The sequence below is a fragment of the Bradyrhizobium sp. 23AC genome, assembly GCF_054863025.1.
Map to the genome: position 1 here is coordinate 19,562 of NZ_JAVAYN010000014.1, position 20,882 is coordinate 40,443.

The 20,882-nt window shown below is 65.2% G+C and carries 14 protein-coding genes; 4 read left to right on the forward strand and 10 right to left on the reverse strand.

Annotated elements, in window-relative coordinates; all coding sequences use genetic code 11:
• Window positions 1–96: 96 nt before the first annotated feature.
• Window positions 97–3,909 (reverse strand): hypothetical protein, encoded by a 3,813-nt coding sequence (locus RAD10_RS27300; protein ID WP_461620067.1) that lies wholly within the window; start codon window positions 3,907–3,909, stop codon window positions 97–99.
• 204 nt (window positions 3,910–4,113) lie between these two features.
• On the opposite strand from RAD10_RS27300, the gene RAD10_RS27305 reads away from it, so the two are divergent.
• Both RAD10_RS27305 and RAD10_RS27310 read left to right on the forward strand, forming a co-directional pair.
• Window positions 4,114–4,803, forward strand: coding sequence for a peroxiredoxin (locus RAD10_RS27305; RefSeq protein WP_461619925.1), 690 nt, complete (start codon window positions 4,114–4,116; stop codon window positions 4,801–4,803).
• A gap of 110 nt (window positions 4,804–4,913) precedes the next feature.
• Window positions 4,914–6,266: a M23 family metallopeptidase gene (locus RAD10_RS27310; protein WP_461619926.1), complete on the forward strand. Its 1,353-nt coding sequence runs from the start codon at window positions 4,914–4,916 to the stop codon at window positions 6,264–6,266.
• A gap of 28 nt (window positions 6,267–6,294) precedes the next feature.
• On the opposite strand, the gene RAD10_RS27315 is transcribed toward RAD10_RS27310, so the two are convergent.
• The 9 genes from RAD10_RS27315 to RAD10_RS27355 all read right to left on the reverse strand — a co-directional run bounded on the left by RAD10_RS27315 (window position 6,295) and on the right by RAD10_RS27355 (window position 17,209).
• Window positions 6,295–7,530 (reverse strand): ABC transporter substrate-binding protein, encoded by a 1,236-nt coding sequence (locus RAD10_RS27315; protein ID WP_104461473.1) that lies wholly within the window; start codon window positions 7,528–7,530, stop codon window positions 6,295–6,297.
• A 107-nt stretch (window positions 7,531–7,637) separates the two neighbouring features.
• Window positions 7,638–8,549 carry a DMT family transporter gene (locus RAD10_RS27320; protein WP_461619927.1) on the reverse strand — a complete coding sequence of 304 codons (912 nt, stop codon included), beginning with the start codon at window positions 8,547–8,549 and terminating at the stop codon, window positions 7,638–7,640.
• 79 nt (window positions 8,550–8,628) lie between these two features.
• Window positions 8,629–9,498, reverse strand: a complete 870-nt coding sequence (locus RAD10_RS27325; protein WP_461619928.1) for a DMT family transporter — start codon at window positions 9,496–9,498, stop codon at window positions 8,629–8,631.
• 14 nt (window positions 9,499–9,512) lie between these two features.
• Window positions 9,513–10,394 (reverse strand): NAD(P)-dependent oxidoreductase, encoded by an 882-nt coding sequence (locus RAD10_RS27330; protein ID WP_461619929.1) that lies wholly within the window; start codon window positions 10,392–10,394, stop codon window positions 9,513–9,515.
• A gap of 2 nt (window positions 10,395–10,396) precedes the next feature.
• Window positions 10,397–11,528 (reverse strand): peptide chain release factor 2 gene (prfB, locus tag RAD10_RS27335; protein ID WP_461619930.1). Its coding sequence is split into 2 segments (ribosomal slippage): window positions 10,397–11,458 and window positions 11,460–11,528, totalling 1,131 coding nucleotides; the frame shifts between segments, so codons are not numbered across the junction.
• A 108-nt stretch (window positions 11,529–11,636) separates the two neighbouring features.
• A complete protein-coding gene (locus tag RAD10_RS27340) occupies window positions 11,637–14,147 on the reverse strand; it encodes a penicillin-binding protein 1A (RefSeq protein ID WP_091956866.1) in 2,511 nt (836 codons plus the stop codon).
• 298 nt (window positions 14,148–14,445) lie between these two features.
• Window positions 14,446–15,747 carry an N-acetylmuramoyl-L-alanine amidase gene (locus RAD10_RS27345; RefSeq protein ID WP_461619931.1) on the reverse strand — a complete coding sequence of 434 codons (1,302 nt, stop codon included), beginning with the start codon at window positions 15,745–15,747 and terminating at the stop codon, window positions 14,446–14,448.
• Between the two features lie 616 nt (window positions 15,748–16,363).
• A complete protein-coding gene (locus tag RAD10_RS27350) occupies window positions 16,364–16,942 on the reverse strand; it encodes a hypothetical protein (protein WP_461619932.1) in 579 nt (192 codons plus the stop codon).
• Complete coding sequence (locus tag RAD10_RS27355) at window positions 16,943–17,209, reverse strand: hypothetical protein (protein WP_461619933.1); 267 nt, start codon at window positions 17,207–17,209, stop codon at window positions 16,943–16,945.
• 51 nt (window positions 17,210–17,260) lie between these two features.
• Between RAD10_RS27355 and RAD10_RS27360 the strand changes: the two genes are divergently transcribed.
• Together RAD10_RS27360 and RAD10_RS27365 are read left to right on the forward strand one after the other, a co-directional pair.
• Window positions 17,261–19,552: an Rne/Rng family ribonuclease gene (locus tag RAD10_RS27360; RefSeq protein ID WP_461619934.1), complete on the forward strand. Its 2,292-nt coding sequence runs from the start codon at window positions 17,261–17,263 to the stop codon at window positions 19,550–19,552.
• 68 nt (window positions 19,553–19,620) lie between these two features.
• Window positions 19,621–20,853 carry an NAD(P)/FAD-dependent oxidoreductase gene (locus RAD10_RS27365; RefSeq protein ID WP_461619935.1) on the forward strand — a complete coding sequence of 411 codons (1,233 nt, stop codon included), beginning with the start codon at window positions 19,621–19,623 and terminating at the stop codon, window positions 20,851–20,853.
• The last annotated feature ends 29 nt before the right edge of the window (window positions 20,854–20,882 follow it).

The following is a 20,882-nucleotide window of genomic DNA, read 5'->3' on the forward strand; positions in this document are numbered from 1 at the left end:
GCGAGGCGAAGGCCCGGGCATCCACGTTCTTGGTGCCGTGTGGTGAGGCGTGGATGGCCGGGACAGCCCGGCCATGACGCCGGAGACAGCCGGTCCCTACTGCCGCCGCGTCAGGCTGCAGCCGCTCGAGAGCTGGCGCGTCGAGCCGGTCGAACCGTCGTTTGACTGCGAGGGGAATTCTTCGAACGGCGAGTTCTGCTTGCCGGTGTTGAACTCGAAGATCTTGCGGAACAGGCCCGGGGCCATCGCCGAGATCGGATTGACGCGCATCACGGGCGCAGCCGGCGTGCCGACGACCTCATAGGTCACGCCGATCAGCCCTTCATTGTTGCCGCCGCCGAGGAAGATGCCGAACAACGGGATCTGGCCGAAGATGTTGTTGACGCCATACATCGGCACGAAGGTGCCGCTCATGCAGACCTGGTTGCCGGGATAGTCGATCGAGCCCTCGATGGTGGCGCCGATCATGGGACCCTTGACCACACCGTCACGGACCGTCAGTGCGCCGTTCTGCCGCGTGAACTCGGCGCGGAGCGCACTGAACGAGACGCCGTTGCCGGTGCCGTTGGGCGCGCCGGCGGCAACGCGCTCGAGCTGCGCCTCGCCTTTCACCGTGAAGTCGCGGACGTTGATGAGGCCCTCGCGCGAGGTGTTCGGCTCGGATGTCGGCGGCTCCATCGCCACCACCATCTGGCCGCCGACCGCCTTGGTATAGGTATCGGTGAAGCGCAGCAGTGCGCCAGCATCGTTGGTCTGGAGGTAGATCACCTCGCGGTTGCCCTGCGCACGGCCGCCGCGCAGGTCAGCCGCCACCGGCGTGTCTTTGCCGACCTTGCCGCTCAGCGTGAATGCCTTGATGGCACCATTGCGTTTCGACATCTTGGCATCGACGCTGCGCATCGCCTCGCCGTTGAAACCCGCGACAGCACCGAGCTTCACGTCGATGTCGAAATCGACGTTCTTCATCTTGTTCTTGTCGTCCTTGGAATTGCCGGAGATCGCCGACTTCAGGAAGCCCCGACCGTCAAACACATCGCCGCGCATCGTGCCCTTGATGACGCCATCCTGGCTGCGCTCCACCTTGAGCGAGGCCTTGTCGCCATCGGACGGCGAATAGGTGGGGAAGTTCGCATTCATGAGGTCGCCGTTCGCGTCGACCTCGAGCGAGCCCTTGATCGAGGCGCCGCCACCTTCGATGACGATGTCCTCCAGACGCGTCGATTGCGCGGTCGGCACGACCTTGAAGCTGGCCTTGCCCGACTTGCCAGGCAGCTTGACCCAGCCGGGCAGGATGTTGTCGAGCTTGACCGAGGTCAGGTCGGCCTCGACGCCGAGCTTCGTCGTCTGATCGGGGCCGCCGGCGATCTTGCCCGACAGCTTGATCGGCAACGATCCGCTGACGGCGGGGCTGAGATCGAATCCGAGGCGCGCCCGGCTCGCATCATCCAGCGTTGCCTGCAACCTGACATCCGCGTCGCCCTCGGCCGGCTTGCGATAGTCGAGCGAGGCCGCCTGCCCGTTGATCTTGACGTCGCCCTTGACCTGATAGCCCGTGTTGCTCGCGACGATCTTGAGAGTGTTGGCCTCCAGCTTCTGATTCATCACCAGCTTGTCGGCGGCAAAACCGTTGAGGTCGGCGGTGACGGCGTAGGTCGTGTCCGCCTTGGTCAGCTCGCCCTTGACCGGAAGGCCGAGCTGGATATTCGCCGTGAAAGTCCCCTTGCTGGTATTGGGATCGACGACGGTCGATGACAGATCACTCAGGCGATCATTCGAGAGCATCTCGGCCGCCGCGGGCACGGGTCCGTCGACGCGGAACCTGGTCCGCGACGGCGACGGCTTGGGCGCCATATCCGGCACTTCGAAGACGAAATCGGAAATCGTGACCTTGCGGCCGGCAGGCGTATCGGCGATGCCCTGTCCGATGGTCACGGTCGCGGTGCGGCCGGTCACGCGCGCCTTCAGATCGGCATCGTGCACAACAGGCATGCCGTCCACGGGACGGACCGCGACGCCGCTCGCCACGATGTTGACCGAGAGGCCGTCGTCGGGAATTGGCGGGCCCTTGCGCGGAAGGTTCTTCGTCGGCGAATTGACGCCGATCTCGATGCGCTGGAGCGTACCGCGCTCGATCCGCTCGATCACCCATTCGCGCAACTCGGGAACGACCAGCGTCGGCCACATCCGCTTCAGCGCGGAGGCCGACATCGGCGTTCCCGCAAAGCCCAGCGTCAGCCGCGGCTCGCCGGAATAGTCGATGGCACCCGTGCCGGCGACGCCGATCTCGCCATTGCTGATGTCGGCCTGCGTCAGCAAGAGGCGCTTGTGGTCGGTGTCGAAGCGGAAGCCGATCGCGATGCGGTTGAAGACGAGCGGCGGCTCGTTGTCGATGCCGCCGAGCAGGATCGAACCGCCGCTGAAGCCGAGCTGCCAGTCATTGATGGTGCCGTTGGGCGGCTCGAGATGGGCCAGAAGCGTCAGGCGGTTCGCGCCCGACAGGATCTTGAACGGTGCCACCAGCACCCGCCGATTGGCGTCCCACTCGACGTTGATCTCGGCCTGGTCGATCGCCATCGGATAGTCTGGCGTGTCGGTGTCGATGATATTGCCGGCGCCGACCGCGAGCTTGCCGCGGAAGAAGGTCGGCACGCCATCGCGGCCGAGTTCGCCCTTGAGCTCGCCCGTCAGCGGCAGGTCGGCCGTGTAGGTGAGATCCTTGACCCGCAACGCCAACAGGATGTTGGAGGTCGAGACCTTGTCGGCCTTGATGTCGACCGAGCGCACGCCGTTCTCGGCCGGCCCGATCGTGGCGCGCAGCATCCACGGGCGCGCGCCCTCTTCGCCCAGGCTGAGCGTGACGCCCCCGCGGCTCGGCCGGCGCAGGCTGAGCGTGATGTTCTCAAACGACCATTTGCTGCCGCGCTGCTGATCGTCGACGATCAGGTTGCCGTTCTTCAGACCGATCTCGTTGAGGTTCTGGCCGTCGAGGCCGGTCATGCTCAGACTGTCGAGCCAGTCGAGGCCCTGAAGGATGCCGCTCTGTGCCGTCGCCTGAGGCGGGCCTTGAGAGGCGGCTTGGGATGGATCCTGGCTCGCGGGCCCCGTGGCAAATGGCGGCGGCGGGACGCCGTTGCGCGGGAACGTCGGCGGCAGGCCCGCGTCCTTCTTCGAGGCGACGCCGGTTGCCAGCGGCTTTGCGGTATCGCCGGCGGACACGGTGACGGTACCGTCGGGCGCGATGCGGATCGCGAGTTCGGCATCGACCAAATTGAGGCTCTCGGCGCGCAGGTGCCCCATCAAGAGGCCCGCACCCGATAGCTTCACTTCGGCCTTCGGCGCGCTGGCAACGATGGCGTGATCGCGATCGCGGACGATGATGTCTCGGATGCGGACGGCGATGCGAACCCGGCCGGCGCGCTCGATCTGTGTGCCTCCGATCTCAACCGTGTTGCCGTGACCGATATTGTCCTCGATCGCGGCCGCCAGCCATGGCGTTGCAATGTCGAGATTGATGGGGCCGGCACCGAGCCGCCACCACAGGGCGCCGAAGCAGCCGATGAAGATGACGGCGAGCGTCCCGACGACAAGGACGACGCGCTTCAGCCAGCGATCGGCCGCCAGCCAGCGCCGCAGCGCGCCAAAACCGTCACCGAACCGATGAAAGCCCGAATTGGAACGCGACAACAGCCGGCGCGCGCGATGGCCCGCGGCCGCCTCCTGATCCGGATCCCAATCGGCATCGTCCCATTCCTGCGGCTGTTGCTGAACGCCGCGCCGATCGAAGTCCCGATTGTAATCCTGGGGCGACTTATTCCTTGCCATTGCCTCTCGATACAGGCGCCCGTCAAAGGATTGAGCGCCGCCGGGACCGCAGCCGTCCGCGGGAAGCGAAGCTCCCTGCGCCGGCATTGCCGCCATACCTCGAATATTCCTGCTGTTCGTCATTTCGCCCCGGGAGCGCGTTCAACGAGCAGTGGGGTGGTGCGTGGAATTCCTTGTAACCATACTCCGGCGCCGCCAGACTTGCCCAGCCGAGGGCGCGATTCCGGCACACCGGACGAGAGCTGCAATACCGTTTCGGTTGACCCGCCGAAAGCGTCGAAAGGAAGGCGTATGTCCAAGAAATCCCGAACGAAATCGTCCAAAACGCCCTCCGGCAGTCCGACGGCTAAAAAGACGGCCCTGAAAACGCGGGCCTCTACTCCGACAAAGTCCGCGAAAACCCAGCGGTCACCGGCGACCAAATCAACCGGGACCTTAGCAAAAGCAGGATCACATACGGCCGCATCGAAACAGTTAAATTCCTCCAAATCAGCGGCTCCGCCCGCCAAGGCGAAGTCGGGCCTGGCCGAGGGCCAGAAGGCCCCCGCCTTCCGCCTGCCCCGCGACGGCGGCGAGGTCGTCACATTGGCGGACTATGCCGGCCGAAAGCTCGTCCTGTTCTTCTACCCCCGCGCCGACACCCCGGGGTGCACCCGGGAGGCGATCGACTTCACCCGCCTCGCCGGTGCCTTCGCGGCTGCCGGCACCGCCGTGCTCGGCGTCTCCGCCGATCCGTTAAAGGCTCAGGAGAAGTTCCGCGACAAGCACAAGCTCGGTATCCCCCTGATCTCGGATGAGACGCACCAGATGCTGGAAGCCTACGGCGCCTGGGGCGAAAAATCCATGTATGGCAAGAGCTTCCTCGGGATTCTTCGCACCACGATACTGGTCGGGGCCGATGGCAAACTGGCCAGGATATGGCGCAATGTCCGGGTCGACGGTCATGCCGACGAGGTGCTGGAAGCGGCAAGAAGTCTTTAACCAGTCCTTTAAATTCGCGCGTTCCCATTTCCGGAAAATTAACCATGACCGGCCCAGATTGCTGCGGCAATTAGGCCGTACGGACTCATCCGACCGGCGCGGGAGTGCCGATGTCGAAAAGTTCTGCCCAATACTCGCAGTACGCCCAACATCATCCTCACGACCGCGGACGGGCCTCCCAACGCCGTCCCGCCCTCGCGGCAACCGCAGCGATTCCCCTTCCCGCGACCGACGACGCCTACACCATCGTCCATGCCGGCAAGCAGGTTCGCTTCGGGCCCGTGGTGTTCTGGATCGTGGTCGGCACGGTGGTGCTGCTCGGCCTCTGGTCGGCGGCGACCGCCACCTATTTCGCTTTCCGTGACGACGTCCTGACCCGGCTGATCGCCCGCCAGGCCGAGATGCAATACGCTTATGAGGACCGCATCGCCGAGCTGCGCGCCAAGGTCGACCGCACCACCAGCCGTCAGTTGCTCGACCAGGAACAGTTCGACCAGAAGCTCGACCAGATTATGAAGCGCCAGACGGCGCTGGAGTCCCGGGCGACGGCGCTTGGGGCCATGCCTGACGTGACCGGCTCGATCCCCCGCGCGGCCCCGCAGCGCGGCGATTCGAGCCAGAGCACGCCAAAGCCCTCGCCGATCAGCGACACCGTGATTTTCGTGGCGCCGCCGGACCGTGAGGCCCGCCTGGAGTCGCGGGCTCCGACGGTCGCAGCACCCCCGACCAGCCAATTCGCCAAGAACCAGGGTTTCGACAACGTCCTGGTTCGGCTCACGACCTCGCTCGACCAGGTTGAACGGCGCCAGATGGCGGCGCTCAGCGCCGTCGAGGAAGGCATGGATTCACGCATGCGCCGGATGCGCGGTGTCGTCAGTGATCTCGGCCTGAATCTCGCCAATCTCGAATCCGCCGTACCGCGCAGCGCGATGGGGGGGCCGTTCGTACCGGTCAAACTGACGGCCAATGCCGGTCCGTTCGAGAAGCAGCTCTCTCGCATCAACACCACGCGCGCCGAGATGGACCGTCTCAACCGCACGCTGGCGCTGGTGCCCTATCGCAAGCCCGTCATCGGCGAGGTCGAGTTCACCTCCGGCTTCGGCGTCCGCAGCGATCCCTTCCTCGGCCGGCCCGCGATGCATACCGGGCTCGATTTCCGCGCCGCCACCGGCGATCCGGTTCGCGTAACCGCCAATGGCAAGGTGATCTCGGCCGGTTGGTCCGGCGGCTACGGCCGCATGATCGAGGTCGACCACGGCAACGGGCTCTCGACCCGTTACGGCCATCTCTCCGAGATCAACGTCAGGGTCGGCGAGATCGTGAAGATCGGCCAGGTCGTCGGTCTGGTCGGGTCGACCGGTCGCTCCACCGGTCCGCATCTGCACTACGAGACCCGCATCGAGGGCGAAGCGGTCGATCCGCAGAAGTTCCTCCGCGCCGGCGTGCGCCTCAGCGCGGGCTAAGCCCGCGACAATAGGCGCCTGTGCATGATCACTGGCTGCGCTCGTGGCCGACCTCGCCGGTGATGACGTCGCCGAACAGCTCCCAGGCCTGCCCGTTGAAGCGCATCAGCTGCATCTGCTCGATCGGGAAATAATCGTCCGGCGAGGTGTTGACCATGATGCCGGGCAGCATCAGGTCGGTGTGGAAATCCTTCAGGTTGGCGGCCTGCTTCATGACGTTCTCACGCGTGAGATTGTCGCCGCACTGCTTCAGCACCTGCGCCATCGCCTCGGCCTGGACATAACCGTAGATGTTGTTGGAATTGGCCTTGTCGCCGTCGGGATAGTATTTGTCCATGAATTCGCGCCATTTCACCACGGCCGGATCCTTGTCCCAGGTCGGATCGGTCGGGTCCTTCAGATAGACCGTCGAGATGATGTCCTTGGAATAGTCGAGCCCGGCCGGCTTGAGGACCGAGGCGACCGAAGTCGCGGTGTTGGCCAGGAAGAATTTCGGCTTCCAGCCGAGCTCGCCGACCTTCCGGATCGCCTGTGCCGATCCCTTCGGCGCGGCCCATGAGAAGAAGATGTCGGCACCGGAATCGTGCAGCGCGACGATCTGCGAGTCGATCGAGGGATCGCTGACTTCGTAAGATTTGTCGGCGATGATCATATTGGCCTTGTCGCCGAGCCCGTCCTTCAGGCCCTTGAACTGGTCCTTGCCGGCATCGTCGTTCTGCCAGAACACTGCGATCTTGCTGCTCGGGAAATGATCGCGAATGTATTTGGCGTAGATGCGTCCTTCGCTCTGGTAGTTGGGCTGGAAGCCCATGGTCCACGGGAAGTTCTTGGGGTCGCCGAACTTGGTACCGCCGGAGGCGACGAACAGCTGCGGCACCTTCTTGGCGTTCATGTATTTCATGATCGCGGAATTCGAGGGCGTGCCGAGCGGCTGGAAGATCAGCAGCACCTCGTCGCTCTCGACCAGCTTGCGCGCCTGCTCGATCGCCTTCGGCGGCGAATAAGCATCGTCATAGCTGATGAAATTGATCTTGCGCCCGTTGATGCCGCCCTGATCGTTGATCATCTTGAAATAGGCGGCCTCGGTCTTGCCGATCACACCATAGGACGACGCTGGCCCGCTATAGGGCATGATGTTGCCGATCTTGATTTCGGTGTCGCTGGCGCCGGGGTCGTATTTTTTCTGCGCCGAGACCGGTGTCGTGATGAGCACTCCGGCAGCAAGCATGGCGAGGGCAGCAAGGTTTTTGCGACGACCCGGCATCGGTCTCTCCCCTGTTTTGTAGTCTTGTTTTGTAGGGAGTGTCGCAAGGCCGTTCGCGGCTGGCAAGCGCTTCGATTTTCCGCGAGATGAAACGGCGAATCCGGAATTTACTCGCTGCGTCGCAGCAGGTTCAAAACGCGTCCGTCGATCACGAGCAGCGCGCTGCCAATGACGATGGCGCCTGCGATCTCGCGCATCGAGATCGCCTCACCCAGCACCAGCCATCCCAGCAGGATGGCGGTGACGGGAATGAGCAGCGTCACCAGCATGACATTGCTCGCACCGGAGCGTCGTATGATCTGAAAGAAGACGATATAAGCGAGCGCCGTCGAGAGGCCCGCGAGCCCAAGCACGGCGAGCCAGGTCGTCAGGCCCGGCACCGGAAGACGCCAAGGCTGCTCAACCACGCCGGCGACGATCGCCATCATCACCGTCGACGCCACCAGCTGAAACGTTGCCGTGCCGAGCGGAGCTGAATCCTTCAGCATTCGCCGCGCTGCCACTGCGGCGAATCCATAGCTGAAGGCGCCGCCAAGGCAGAGCAGGATGCCGAGCCCCTGCCCCGGCGTCGTCTCGAGGCCCCATCCGCGCAGGATGATCACGCCGGCAAGGCCGAGCGCCACGCCGGCCACCCGCCGCAGCTGCAAGGCCTCTTCGCCCGCCGCGGCCATCACGACCACCGTGAACAGCGGTGTGGTCGCATTCAGGATCGACGCCAGTCCACTCGGAATGAACGTCTGCCCGACCACGATCAACGAGAACGGGATGACATTGTTGAACAGCCCGATCACAACGAACGGCTTCCACCCCACAATGCTCTTGGGCAAGCCGATCCCCTGCATGCGGAGCAGCGGCAGCAGCATGGCGGCACCGAGCGCGACGCGCAAAAACACCAGCGTCAGCGGCGGCAATTCCCGCAAGGCGGCGCCGTTGAAGAAGAACGAGCCACCCCAGAGAACGGAGAGCACCGCGAGCAGCGACCAATCGCGCGCGTCGATCCGGTTGTCGGTTGGGAGCATGCGTTTCACCTCGGCGCGGCTCCTCGCCTAGGACAACACGGAAAATCTCGCCACCCGGTTTCCGACAAGACTGCCAAGATCATCCCCGAGTCCGGCGATCGCCCGCGATATCGGCAACAACCGCCCCAATCACCAACGCGCCACCAATGAGCGCGTGGACGGCCGGTATCTCGCGGAAGGCAACCCAGATCCAGAACGGCATCAGCGGCGTTTCCAGCGTCGCGATCAGGGAGGCCTGTCCTGACGGCAGCAAGCGCGAGCCGAGCATGTAGAAGGTCAAGCCCAGCGCGACCTGAAGGCAGCCGAACATCGCGAGGATCGCGAGGCCGTTGCCGCCGACATGAGCGATGTCATGCGCGAATGGAAGGCTGACGAGGCTTCCGATGAAATTCGACAGCGCGGCCGCCGCCACCATCGACGTCTCGCGATGGCGCCGGACCACCACCGTCATGGTGGAGATGGCGAGCACCATCAGGCAGCTGAGCGCGATGCCACCGAGATCGGCGCCGGCTCGCACACCGCCGACCGTGATCACCACGCCGGCAAAGGCAATCAGGCTCGCAATCAGCGTGCGCCATGTCGCGGCCTCGTTGAGCCACAGCCAAGCCAGTGCGGCCGCAACGAACGGCTGTGTTGCGATCAGCACCGCCACGTTCATGACGTCGGTCATCTGCAGCGCGGGAATGAACGAAACCATGCCGATCGCGGACAATGAGGCCACGAGCAGGCCTGCCTTGCCCGGCGCCAGCAACTGCCGCAGGCCGGCGCGGCCTTGCATCACCACGAGAAGCACGGTGATCAGGCCGCCGGCGAACAGGCCGCGCCAGAACAGAATAGTCCAGGGATCGAACGGTAGAAGGCGCGTGAAGAACGGCGCCGTGCTCCAGGCAATCGCGGCGGCGACAACGAGGGCAATGCCAAGACCGCGTTCCGAACGAGGCTGCCCCATGTGGATGCGACCGGCTAGGACGGCTTCTTCGGCCGCGACACCAGCTCGATCATCCTGCCTTCGTCGTCGTCAGGCATCGCCGCCTTCGCTTGCGCGTAGGACTCGACCGCGGCCCGCGAGACCAACGGCTTGTCGGCCAGCAGGCTCTCCGCGAGCTTGACGGCATAGGCGGCATCCTTGTGCCGCAGCGCTGCCGTGAAGGTCGCGCCGCTGAAGTCGCGGGCGACCATGCGCTTGGAATGGCGCTGCACCTGCGGGCTTGCGGCCACGCCCGCCTGGATCGATTCCAGCACGAGGTTCATGTCCAGCCCGGCCTGCTCGGCGATGGCAAGGCCCTCGGCGAGGCCTGCGATCTGGATCGCGCCCATGAGGTTGTTGATGAGCTTGTAGACGGTGCCGGAGCCGACCGCGCCGAAATGGCGGATGGTCGAGCCGATCGGTTCAAGGTAGGGCCGCGCGCGTTCGAGATCAGCGCTATCTGCGCCGACCAGCAGCGTCAGTTTCCCGGCAGCCGCCGCATCGGGCAGTCCCGTCACGGGGCAATCGATGTAGATCAGCCCGCGCGCATTCAGCTCGCGGCCCATCTCGCGGGCGTGGTCATAGGAGACGGTGGAGCATTCGATCGCGATGGTGCCTGATTTCGCCGTCTTCGCGGCGCCCTTCAGTCCGAGCCAGACCGCGCGCGAGGCCTCGTCATCGGCAACCATGGTCACGACCGCATCGGCATCGATCGCGGCGTCCTCGGGCGAGGTCGCCCAAAGCGCGCCGCGCGCGATCAAATCTTCAGCCTTGGTCTTGCTGCGATTCCACACCGTCACCGTGAAGCCGGCATCAAGATAGCGGCCGGCCATGCCGTGGCCCATCCGTCCAAGCCCGATGAAGGCGACGCGGGGCATGATCAGTCCACGTCCTCGATGTCGGCACCGGTGGTGCCAAAAGCGCGCTGCGCCAGCGTCGCGGCCATGAAGTCGTCGAGATCGCCGCTGAGCACGCCCGAGGTGTCCGAGGTCTGCACGCCCGTGCGTAGATCCTTCACCATCTGATAGGGCTGCAGCACGTAGGAGCGGATCTGGTGACCCCAGCCGATATCGGTCTTGGCGGCCTGGTCGGCGGCGGCCTTCTCCTCGCGCTTCTTCAGCTCGATTTCATACAGGCGCGCGCGCAGCATGTCCCAGGCCTGCGCCCGGTTCTTGTGCTGGGAGCGGCCGGCCTGACAGACCACGGCGACACCGGTCGGAATGTGGGTCAGCCGCACCGCGGATTCGGTCTTGTTGACGTGCTGGCCGCCGGCGCCGCCCGAGCGCATGGTGTCGACGCGGACGTCGGCTTCCTTGATGTCGATCTTGATGCTGTCGTCGATGACCGGGAACACCTGAACGCTCGAGAACGAGGTGTGCCGCCGCGCGTTGGAATCGAACGGCGAGATGCGCACAAGGCGATGCACGCCCGCTTCCGTCTTCAGCCAGCCATAGGCGTTGTGGCCCGAGACCTGGATCGTCGCGGACTTGATGCCGGCCTCTTCGCCCTCGGATTCTTCCAGCACCTCGACCTTGAAGCCGTGGGTGTCGGCCCAGCGCGTGTACATGCGCAGCAGCATCTGCGCCCAGTCCTGGCTCTCAGTGCCGCCGGCGCCGGCATGGACTTCGAGATAGGAATCGAACCGGTCGGCTTCGCCCGACAGCAGCGCCTCGAGCTCGCGCCGCGCCACTTCCTTCTTGAGATTCTTGAGAGCCGCTTCGGCTTCCGCGACGACGCCGGCATCGCCTTCGGCCTCGCCGAGCTCGATCATGCCGATGTCGTCTTCGAGCTCCTGCTCGACCTTGCCGATGCCCGAGAGCGAATCCTCCAGCGAGGTCCGCTCCTGCATCAGCTTCTGGGCTTTCTGGGGATCGTTCCAGAGATTGGGATCTTCTGCGAGCTTGTTCAGCTCAGCGAGGCGCGCCGTCGATTTCTCGACGTCAAAGATGCCTCCTCAGCAGCCCGACTGACTGCTTGATCTCTTCTACCAACCGTTCGATTTCGGCGCGCATGTCGTTCTCTGGTCTCGCGGAATCCCGCGTGCAATTGAGTGGGGGATGTAGCGGCGGCGGCTGCAAAGCGCAACCGCTGACGCGAATAACGTCCCTATTGTTCTAGCCTCAGTACAGCCCGCCGGTGCCCGGCCGCATGAAGAAGCCGGAATCCGGCTGCTGCTGCTGCGAGGCCGGCATGCCGCCGCCACGCCCGTCAGCGTCGGCAACGCCAATGACCGAATAATTATCCGGCGGCGCCGTGCCCGGCTTGAAGGCCTCCAAAATGGTTCCGCCGGTCTCGCCGGGGCCGGCGCGCATGCCGGTCTTGGAGACGACGCGGACCAGCTTGATGCCGGCCGGCACCTTGAAGGGAACGGCGGGCTTGTCGGCGAGCGCGAGCTTGAGGAAATCGCGCGCGATGGGCGCGGCCAGATGGCCGCCTGTTGCGGCATTGCCCTTACCCAGCGGACGCGGCTTGTCGTAGCCCATGTAGATGGCGACGGCGACGTCGGGTGAGAAGCCGACGAACCAGGCGTCCTTGGCCTCGTTGGTGGTCCCGGTCTTGCCGGCGACGGGTTTGCCGACTTCCTTGATGACCGTGGCCGTACCGGCCTGCACCACGCCTTCCATCAGCTCTGTGATCTGATAGGCGGTCATGGAGTCCAGCACCTGCTCGCGGCGGTCGATCAGTTGCGGCTCGGCCTGGTTCTTCCAGCCGCCCGGCGCGTCGCAGCCGCGGCATTCACGCTGGTCGTGCTTGAAGATGGTGTGTCCGTAGCGGTCCTGGATACGATCGATCAGCGTCGGCTTCACCCGGCGGCCGCCATTGGCGAGCATCGAGTAAGCCGTGACCATGCGCATCGCCGTCGTCTCGCCGGCGCCGAGCGCGTAGGAGAGATAGTTCGGCAGTTCGTCATAGACACCGAAGCGGCGGGCATATTCACCGATCAAGGGCATGCCGATGTCCTGCGCCAGCCGCACCGTCACGGTGTTGAGCGACTGCCGCAGCGCGTTGCGCAGCGTCACCGGTCCCTGGAATTTGCCCGAGGAGAAGTTTTCAGGCCGCCACACGCCAGCGCCCTGCCCCTGGTCGATTTCAATGGGGGCGTCGAGCACGACGGTCGAGGGCGTATAGCCATTGTCGAGCGCCGCCGAGTACACGATCGGCTTGAACGACGAACCCGGCTGCCGATAGGCCTGCGTGGCGCGGTTGAACTGGCTCTGGTCGAACGAGAAGCCGCCGACCATGGCGAGCACGCGGCCGGTCCAGGGATCCATCGCCACCATCGCGCCGGACACTTCGGGGATCTGGCGCAGCCGGTACTGGCCCTCGACAGGCTGGCCGTCCTTGTAGAGCGGATCGGCATAGATCACGTCGCCGGGCTGCAGCACCTGCGACACCGCCGACGGCGTCTTGCCTTTGGTCCCGCCCTGCACGGCTCGCGCCCACCGCACGCCGTCAACCGTGACGATGCCGGTCTCGCGCTGCTTGCTCACGGCTCCGCCAAGCTCGCGGCTCGGCTGGAAGCCGATGCGGGCCGACTGGTCGCTGGTCTCCAGCACCACCGCCATGCGCCATGGCGAGATGTCGGAGAGCGATTTGATCTCGGCGAGCTTCACGCCCCAATCGCCCGACGTATCGAGCTTGCTCATGGCGCCGCGATAGCCCTGCTGCTCGTCATAGTTCACGAGGCCTGAGACCATGGCCTTGCGCGCCATGACCTGGATCTTCGGATCAAGCGTGGTGCGGACGGAGAGACCGCCCTCATACAGCTTCTTCTCGCCGTAGCGCTCGAAGATGTCGCGGCGGACTTCCTCGGCAAAATATTCGCCGGCGAAGGTGTGGGCGCCGTTGGAGCGGTTGGTAACGGCCAGCGGCTCCTTGCGCGCCTTGTCGGCGTCCGCCTGCTTGATCCAGCCGTTCTCCACCAGACGGTCGATCACGTAGTTGCGGCGCTCGATGGCGCGGTCGCGGTTGCGGACCGGATGCAGCGTCGCCGGCATCTTCGGCAGCGCGGCCAGATAGGACGCTTCCGCCACCGTCAGCTCGTTCACCGACTTGTCGAAATAGACCAGCGAGGCAGCTGCGATGCCGTAGGCACCCAGACCGAGATAGATTTCGTTCAGATACAGCTCGAGGATCTTGTCCTTCGAGTAGGTCTTCTCGATCCGCATCGCGAGCAGGGCTTCCTTGATCTTGCGGGCGAAGGAGACCTCGTTGGTCAGAAGGAAGTTCTTGGCGACCTGCTGGGTGATGGTGGAGGCGCCCTGCGGACGGCGGTTCGAGCCGTAGTTCTGGATGTAGACCACGCCTGCGCGCGCCATGCCGGTGTAGTCGATGCCGCCATGCTCGTAGAAATTCTTGTCTTCGGCCGCCAGGAACGCGTTGATCACGAGCTTGGGCACCGCCTGGATCGGCAAATACAGCCGCCGCTCCTTGGCGTACTCGCCGAGCAACGAGCCGTCGACCGCATGCACGCGGGTCATCACCGGCGGCTCGTAATCCTGAAGCTGAGAGTAGTCGGGCAAGTCCTTGGAGAAATGCCAGATCAGGCCTGCCACGGCCCCGACACCAACAAGGAACACCACCGTTCCCGCGGCGAACAGGAAGCCCATGAACCGCACCAGCAAGCGCATTATGTGTTTATCCGTTCAATCTCTGATCAGCTCAGTATCAGCCCCTTGGCACCCAAACAGGGGCCAACCTTCACGTCACGAATTCACCGGCTTACGCAATACCATCAGTGCCGGACTTTAGACGCTTGCCGAGCGGGATTCTCTCCGATTCCGGAACCCCCTGCGGCATTTTTATAAAGCGCCGGCTGTGGCCAAACTAGGGCTTTTGCGGCAGGACGGAAAAACCCTTTCAATTCGACGATCCCCAGGTCGTCAATTTGACGATCCCCGGGTCGTCAATTCGACGATCCCCGGGTCGTCAATTCGACGATCCCGCCGTGGCCATCCGCTTGGTCAAGAACCCGTCGATCGCCTGGGCCATCGAGCCCACGGCACGGGACCGCCAGCCCTCGGAGACCAGATGCTCGAGGTCGCCCTTATTTGAGACGTAACCGATCTCGACCAGCACCGAGGGCACGTCGGGCGCCTTCAGCACCCGGAAGCCCGCCGACTTCAGGGGATGCTTGTGCATCCGCACGGTCGACTTCATTTCGCCCATCAGAAGACGCGCGAAACGGTTTGAAAAAGTACGGGTTTCCCGCTGCGTGAGGTCGATCAGGATGTCGGCGACGTCGGTCGGCTCCTCGGCGAGGTTAAAGCCTGCGATCGCGTCCGCCCGGTTTTCCGCGTCCGCCAGCCGCTGGGCCTCAGCGTCGGACGCCTTGTCGGACAGCGTATAGATGGTCGCGCCCTGCGCATCGCCCTCGGCACGGGGCAGCGCATCGGCATGAATGGAGACGAACAAGGCGGCCTTCAGATTCCGGGCGATCTTGGTGCGGTCATTGAGGGGAATGAAGGTGTCGTCGTTCCGCGTCATGACCACACGGTATTTGCCGGCCTTCTCCAGCTTGTCGCGGAGCGCCAGTCCGAAGGCCAGCACCAGGTTCTTCTCGCTCTCGCCGCTCGACTGCGTGCCGTTGTCGATGCCGCCATGGCCGGGATCGATCACGACCACCGGGCGGCCATCGGCCTTCTGCTGCGCCGTGTCCGGGGTCGTCGTCGCGGGAGCGGTTGCGGGCTGCGCCTCAGCAATCGTGGGCCGCAGTTCGGGGCGATTTTCGGGTGCGAGCGACTGCACGAAGGCGGTCCGGTCGACCTCCTCCAGCTCCAGCTCCAGCACGAGCCGGGCCGGCTGGCCGTTGGCCGCCTCCAGCACATAGGAATTGGCGATCCGGGCCGGTCCCGTCAGGTCGAACACGATTCGCGAGCCGCCGGGCATGACGAGCCCGTAGCGGAAGGCCTTGACGAGGCCGCGCCCCCCGACCCCCGTGCCCGCGGGCAGCTGAAAATTGACCTGCGGCACGTCAACGACGACCCGGTACGGATCCGCGAGCGTGACCGCACGGAAGGTAACGGTCTGGTCGATGTCGAGAATGAAGCGGGTCTGCTTGCCATCGCCGGCCAGCCGCGCGGCCGAGGCGACTGGAAAATTCGCTACCGCAACAGTGGGTTGCGGCTGGCTTTCCGCGGCGCTCAGGCGCGAGGAATCAGCGCACGGCAACGCTGCGGCGCACAGAAGTGCGCATCCCAGCAAAACCCGTTGATTTGTGCGGCTCGCCACCGATTCCGTGCCTCCGAGCAGCCCTTTTAACGCAATAGAACCACAGGGTTAATCGATCCTTAATGACAGAAACGCGAAACTCGCTGACTGTGACCGCCGTGCGACGCTCCCTTGCACCGATGGCTCATTCCTCGTATGTACGGAATGCTGACGGCCGATATTTCCGGTTGTGTCGCATTCAGCCTCCCGGTGCAGCGCCGGAACTCTCAAGGTTTGGGAATTCCAGCGTTTTCTGCTCCCCTCTAAGACCAGCGCGGTGCGCGGCAGCGAGGTGGAGCGGGTCAAGCGCCGGCGGCGGACGGTCCTGGGTTACCTCTCGCGTTACCGGGACAGTTCTGACAGCGACGTAACCCATTACCCGGTCCCTTGATCCCAAGGGAGCGGTTCGTGATCCCCCAAGGCGAGCGCGCTCGCGCCATGCCTGGCCAGCAGCAACTGATTGAAGGGCGGCCTCGCCGCCCAATGTTTCATACGGGCCGACGCTTGATGCGCCAGACTGTGCCGACGAATTCTGAAGGATCATTCGCGACGCTGCGGGGTGAAAATCCCGCGCGCCGCCTTGGTCCTGAAGCTTCCGGTTCGGCAAGGCGCGAGAGACGGCGTTTCGGCCTTCCCCTCACCCCCGAATCAGGTGGACCGTCGCGTCACCCGGCAGCGCAGCTCGCGCCCACGGTGAATCGCGCCCGCCGCCGCCAAGAGTTAAGACATGCCCAACAAGATGTTGATCGATGCCACCCACCCGGAAGAGACCCGGGTCGTCGTGGTCCGCGGCAATCGCGTCGAAGAGTTTGATTTCGAGACCGCGCAACGCAAGCAACTGCGCGGGAATATCTACCTCGCCAAGGTCACAAGGGTCGAACCTTCGCTCCAGGCCGCCTTCGTCGAATATGGCGGCAACCGGCACGGCTTCCTCGCCTTTAGCGAAATCCATCCCGACTACTACCAGATCCCGGTTGCCGACCGGCAGGCGCTGATCGAGGCCGAGGAACAGGCCCATCGCGAGGCCGAGGAAGAGAGCGAGAACCGCTCCCACGGCCGCCGCCGTTCGCGCCACCGCAACGCCCGCCGCCGCGGTCATGGCGAGCGCGTGCGCAGCGACATCGTCGAAGGCCTCGACGCCGGGGCCGATCCCGCGGCTCAGCCGGTCGAGGGCGAAGCCCCGCACACCGAGGGCGCACTGCACGAGGGCGAGCATCTACACGCCGGTGCCGAGCATCATGGCGAGCACGACGGCCATGAGCATCACGACCACGAACATGGCGATCATGACCACCACGATCATGACCACGAAGCACATGGTCATGACGATCATCACCACGTCCATGCTGACGATCACGCGCACGATCATGATCACGATCACCACGACCATGATCATGCCGGCGAGACGCCCGCGCCTGTCGCGGCCGTCGGCGCCGAGCCCGTAGCCGCAATCGAGACGCAGGCGCAGCCCTTCGAAGCTCATGCCTCGGAAGCTCATGCCTCCGAAGCGCATGCCGAGGCTCTCGCCGAAGCCGTGACCACCGCCGCCGAGCCGGCCGACGCCGTGTACGGCGAGAGCGCCGAGACGCCGCATGCCGAGGCTGCGGAAACGACCGGCGAAGACGACGAGGACGAGGACGAAGACGGCGAGGAAGCCGAAGAGGAAGTCGTTGAATCCGTCGGCGGCGACGACGTGCTGGAGGAAGTGCCGGAGCGCACCTTCCGCCCGCGCCGCCAGTACAAGATCCAGGAAGTCATCAAGCGCCGCCAGGTGATGCTGGTGCAGGTGGTCAAGGAAGAGCGCGGCAACAAGGGCGCGGCGCTGACCACCTACCTTTCGCTCGCCGGCCGCTATGCCGTGTTGATGCCGAACACCGCCCGCGGCGGCGGCATCAGCCGCAAGATCACCAGCGCTCAGGACCGTTCGCGCCTGAAGGAAGTTGTGCAGGATCTCGACGTGCCCGAGGGCATGGGCATCATCCTGCGCACCGCCGGCGCCGCCCGCACCAAGCCCGAGATCAAGCGCGACTTCGAATATCTGATCCGGATGTGGGAGACGGTGCGCGACCTGACGCTGAAGTCGCAGGCACCGACCCTCGTCTACGAGGAAGGCTCGCTGATCAAGCGCTCGCTGCGCGACCTCTACAACAAGGAGATCGACGAGATCTCGGTTGCCGGTGAAGCCGGCTACCGCGAAGCCCGCGACTTCATGAAGATGCTGATGCCCGCCAATGTCAGCGCGGTGAAGCAATATCGCGACGGCCAGCCGCTGTTCTCGCGCATGGGCGTCGAGAGCCAGCTCGACGCGATGTTCTCGCCGACCGTGCAGCTGCGCTCCGGCGGCTACATCGTGATCAACCAGACCGAGGCGCTGGTCTCGATCGACGTCAACTCCGGACGATCGACCCGCGAGCACCATATCGAGGACACCGCGCTCAAGACCAATCTGGAAGCGGCCGAAGAGGTCGCCCGCCAGCTTCGCCTGCGCGACCTCGCCGGCCTGATCGTCATCGACTTCATCGATATGGACGAGAAGCGCAACAACCGTGCGGTCGAGCGCAAGCTGTCCGATTGCCTGCGGCAGGATCGCGCGCGCATCCAGGTCGGCCGCATCTCGCATTTCGGCCTGCTCGAGATGTCGCGCCAGCGCATCCGCGCCAGCGTGCTCGAGAGCTCGACCGATCCGTGCCCGCATTGCGGCGGCACCGGCCATGTCCGTTCGGTGTCGTCGGTGGCGCTGCAGCTGCTGCGCGGCCTCGAAGAGATCCTGATGAAGGGCGCGACCCACAATCTCGTGGTCCGCACCCGCACCGACGTCGCGCTCTATGTGCTGAACCACAAGCGCGGCCATCTGCGCGATCTCGAGAACGGCTTCAAGGTGACGCTGTCGGTCATCGCCGACGCGAGCGTCAGCGGGCCGCAGGCCTATCTCATCGACCGCGGCGAGCAGGTCCATACGCTGGAAGCCGCCAAGGCCCTACTGGTGGCGCAGGCGGCAGCAAGCCCGCCGCCGATCGTTGAAGAAGCCTATGACGACGAGGAATTCGATTCCGAACTCGAATCCGAGGTCGAAACCGAGGAGACCGAAGGTCTCACCGAGGAGCAAGCTTCGGGCGAGGCAGCCTCCGACCAGGACGGCCAGCGCCGCAAGCGCCGCCGTCGCCGGCGCGGCCGCGGTGGCCAGCGCGACGGCGAGTTGCGTGAGGATAGCCCCACCACCCTTCCCGAGGCGGCTGTTGCGGCCGGCGAAGGCGAAGAGGATGCCGAGTCCGAGCAGGATGGCGAAGAAGGCGAGGAACAGGCGGCCCGCGGCGAGCAGCAGGGCAGCGCTGACCGCCGCCGCCGGCGTGGTCGCCGCGGCGGACGCCGTCGGCGTGGTGGCGGTGAGGACGGTCTCGCCGGCTCCATCAGCGACGAGCTCGCGGCCAATGCGCCGCCGGAAGCGTCCGACGCAGTCGCCGATTTCGACGGCTTCGGCGGCGAGGCTGCGCCCTCGATTGCCCAGGCCGAACACACCGCTGAGCCTGAGGTCTCGCAGCCTGAGCCGCGCGCCGACGTGCAGACCGAGGTGGCGCCGGCCCAGCCCGAGCCCGTTGCCGCCGAGGAAGAGCCCGCCGACGACAAGGCCGCGCGGCGCCGCTCCACGGTCCGGGAAAAGGTGAGCTTCATGTCGAGCAGCCCGAGCGAGCCGGCAGCCCCGGTTGCGCAGGCGCCTGAGCCGGCTGCCCCGCAGGCAGCTGAACCCGCGCCGGAACCGGCAAGCGAAACGCCGGCCGCGCCACGCCGCGCCGGCTGGTGGTCCCGCCGCTTCGGCGGCGGTGAATAAAACCGAACACTCAAGAGAAAACGCCCGGGTCAAGCCGGGCGTTTTTTGATTTGGCGAGGACAGTTTCAATGCAAAGCGCAATCGTTCTCGGCGGCGGCATGATCGGCGTGAGCGCGGCGCTGCACCTCCAGCAGCGGGGTTGGGCCGTCACGCTCGTTGACCGCAGGGAGCCGGGGCGCGAGACCAGCTACGGCAACGCCGGGATGATCCAGGCCGAAGCGGTCCGCCCCTATCCGATGCCGCGCGACCTTGCGACGCTCCTGAAGATCGCGACCGGCCGCACCAACGACGTGCGCTACAGCCTGTCATCGCTTCATCTCCATATCGAGCCCCTGCTCCGCTACTGGTGGCATTCGGCGCCGAAGCGTCATCGCGAGGCGGTCGACGCGTGGGCGCGGCTGATCGCTTACGCGACGAGCGAGCACGACATCCTCATTCGCGAAGCCCATGCCGACAATCTCATCCGCCGCGCCGGCTATCGCATGCTGCATCGCGATGCCGCTTCATTCGACCTGGCGATCAGGACGGCGGAGGAAGACCGGCGCGAGTTCGGCGTGAATTTTCGCGTGCTCTCCGGCAAGGAGCTTGCGAGGGCCGAGCCGGTCCTGCGCGACGATCTTCCCGGCGCGATCCATTGGCTCGACACCTGGACGGTGTCCGATCCCGGCGCGCTGGTCACGGCCTATGCCGAGCTGTTCGAGCGCCGCGGCGGCACCATTGTGCTGGGCGATGCGCAGTCGCTGCAGCAGACCGCGACCGGCTGGTCGGTCGATACGGATCAGGGGCGTCTCGAGGCCGCCAACGCCGTCGTGACTCTCGGGCCGTGGTCGCCCGATCTCCTCCACAAATTCGGCTATCGCATTCCCCTGGTGCGCAAGCGCGGCTACCACATGCATTACAGCGGCGGCGCTTCGCTCGACCTGCCGCTGATCGACAAGGCTGGCGGTTATGCCATGGGGCCGATGGCCAAGGGCATTCGCATCACCACGGGAGCCGAGCTGACGAGCCCGGACGCGCTCGCGACGCCCGTGCAGCTTGCCAGCGCCGAAGCATCCGCACGCGAGCTGATCGACCTCGGCAAGCGCGTCGAGCCGGATCCGTGGTTCGGCACCCGCCCCTGCACGCCCGACATGCTGCCGGTGCTCGGGCAAGCTCCGCAGCATCCCGGCCTCTGGATGAATTTCGGCCACGGCCACCAGGGCTTTACCCTTGGACCCGCGACGGGGCGCCTGCTCGCGGAGATGATGAGCGGCGAGACGCCCGCGATCGATCCGACGCCGTACCGGCCGGAGCGGTTCTAGCCCCAAGAAAAAGGGCTGATCGAGGATCT

Excerpts from the sequence above, each read along its gene's own strand:
- RAD10_RS27300 (WP_461620067.1), bottom strand. The coding sequence starts at position 3,909 with ATGCCGGCGCAGGGAGCTTCGCTTCCCGCGGACGGCTGCGGTCCCGGC.
- RAD10_RS27355 (WP_461619933.1), bottom strand. The coding sequence starts at position 17,209 with ATGAGCTTCGAAGGGCTGCGCCTGCGTCTCGATTGCGGCTACGGGCTC.
- RAD10_RS27365 (WP_461619935.1), top strand. The coding sequence starts at position 19,621 with ATGCAAAGCGCAATCGTTCTCGGCGGCGGCATGATCGGCGTGAGCGCG.
- RAD10_RS27340 (WP_091956866.1), bottom strand. The coding sequence starts at position 14,147 with ATGCGCTTGCTGGTGCGGTTCATGGGCTTCCTGTTCGCCGCGGGAACG.
- RAD10_RS27305 (WP_461619925.1), top strand. The coding sequence starts at position 4,114 with ATGTCCAAGAAATCCCGAACGAAATCGTCCAAAACGCCCTCCGGCAGT.
- RAD10_RS27315 (WP_104461473.1), bottom strand. The coding sequence starts at position 7,530 with ATGCCGGGTCGTCGCAAAAACCTTGCTGCCCTCGCCATGCTTGCTGCC.
- RAD10_RS27350 (WP_461619932.1), bottom strand. The coding sequence starts at position 16,942 with ATGCTCGCCCTCGTGCAGTGCGCCCTCGGTGTGCGGGGCTTCGCCCTC.
- RAD10_RS27330 (WP_461619929.1), bottom strand. The coding sequence starts at position 10,394 with ATGCCCCGCGTCGCCTTCATCGGGCTTGGACGGATGGGCCACGGCATG.
- RAD10_RS27320 (WP_461619927.1), bottom strand. The coding sequence starts at position 8,549 with ATGCTCCCAACCGACAACCGGATCGACGCGCGCGATTGGTCGCTGCTC.
- RAD10_RS27325 (WP_461619928.1), bottom strand. The coding sequence starts at position 9,498 with ATGGGGCAGCCTCGTTCGGAACGCGGTCTTGGCATTGCCCTCGTTGTC.
- RAD10_RS27310 (WP_461619926.1), top strand. The coding sequence starts at position 4,914 with ATGTCGAAAAGTTCTGCCCAATACTCGCAGTACGCCCAACATCATCCT.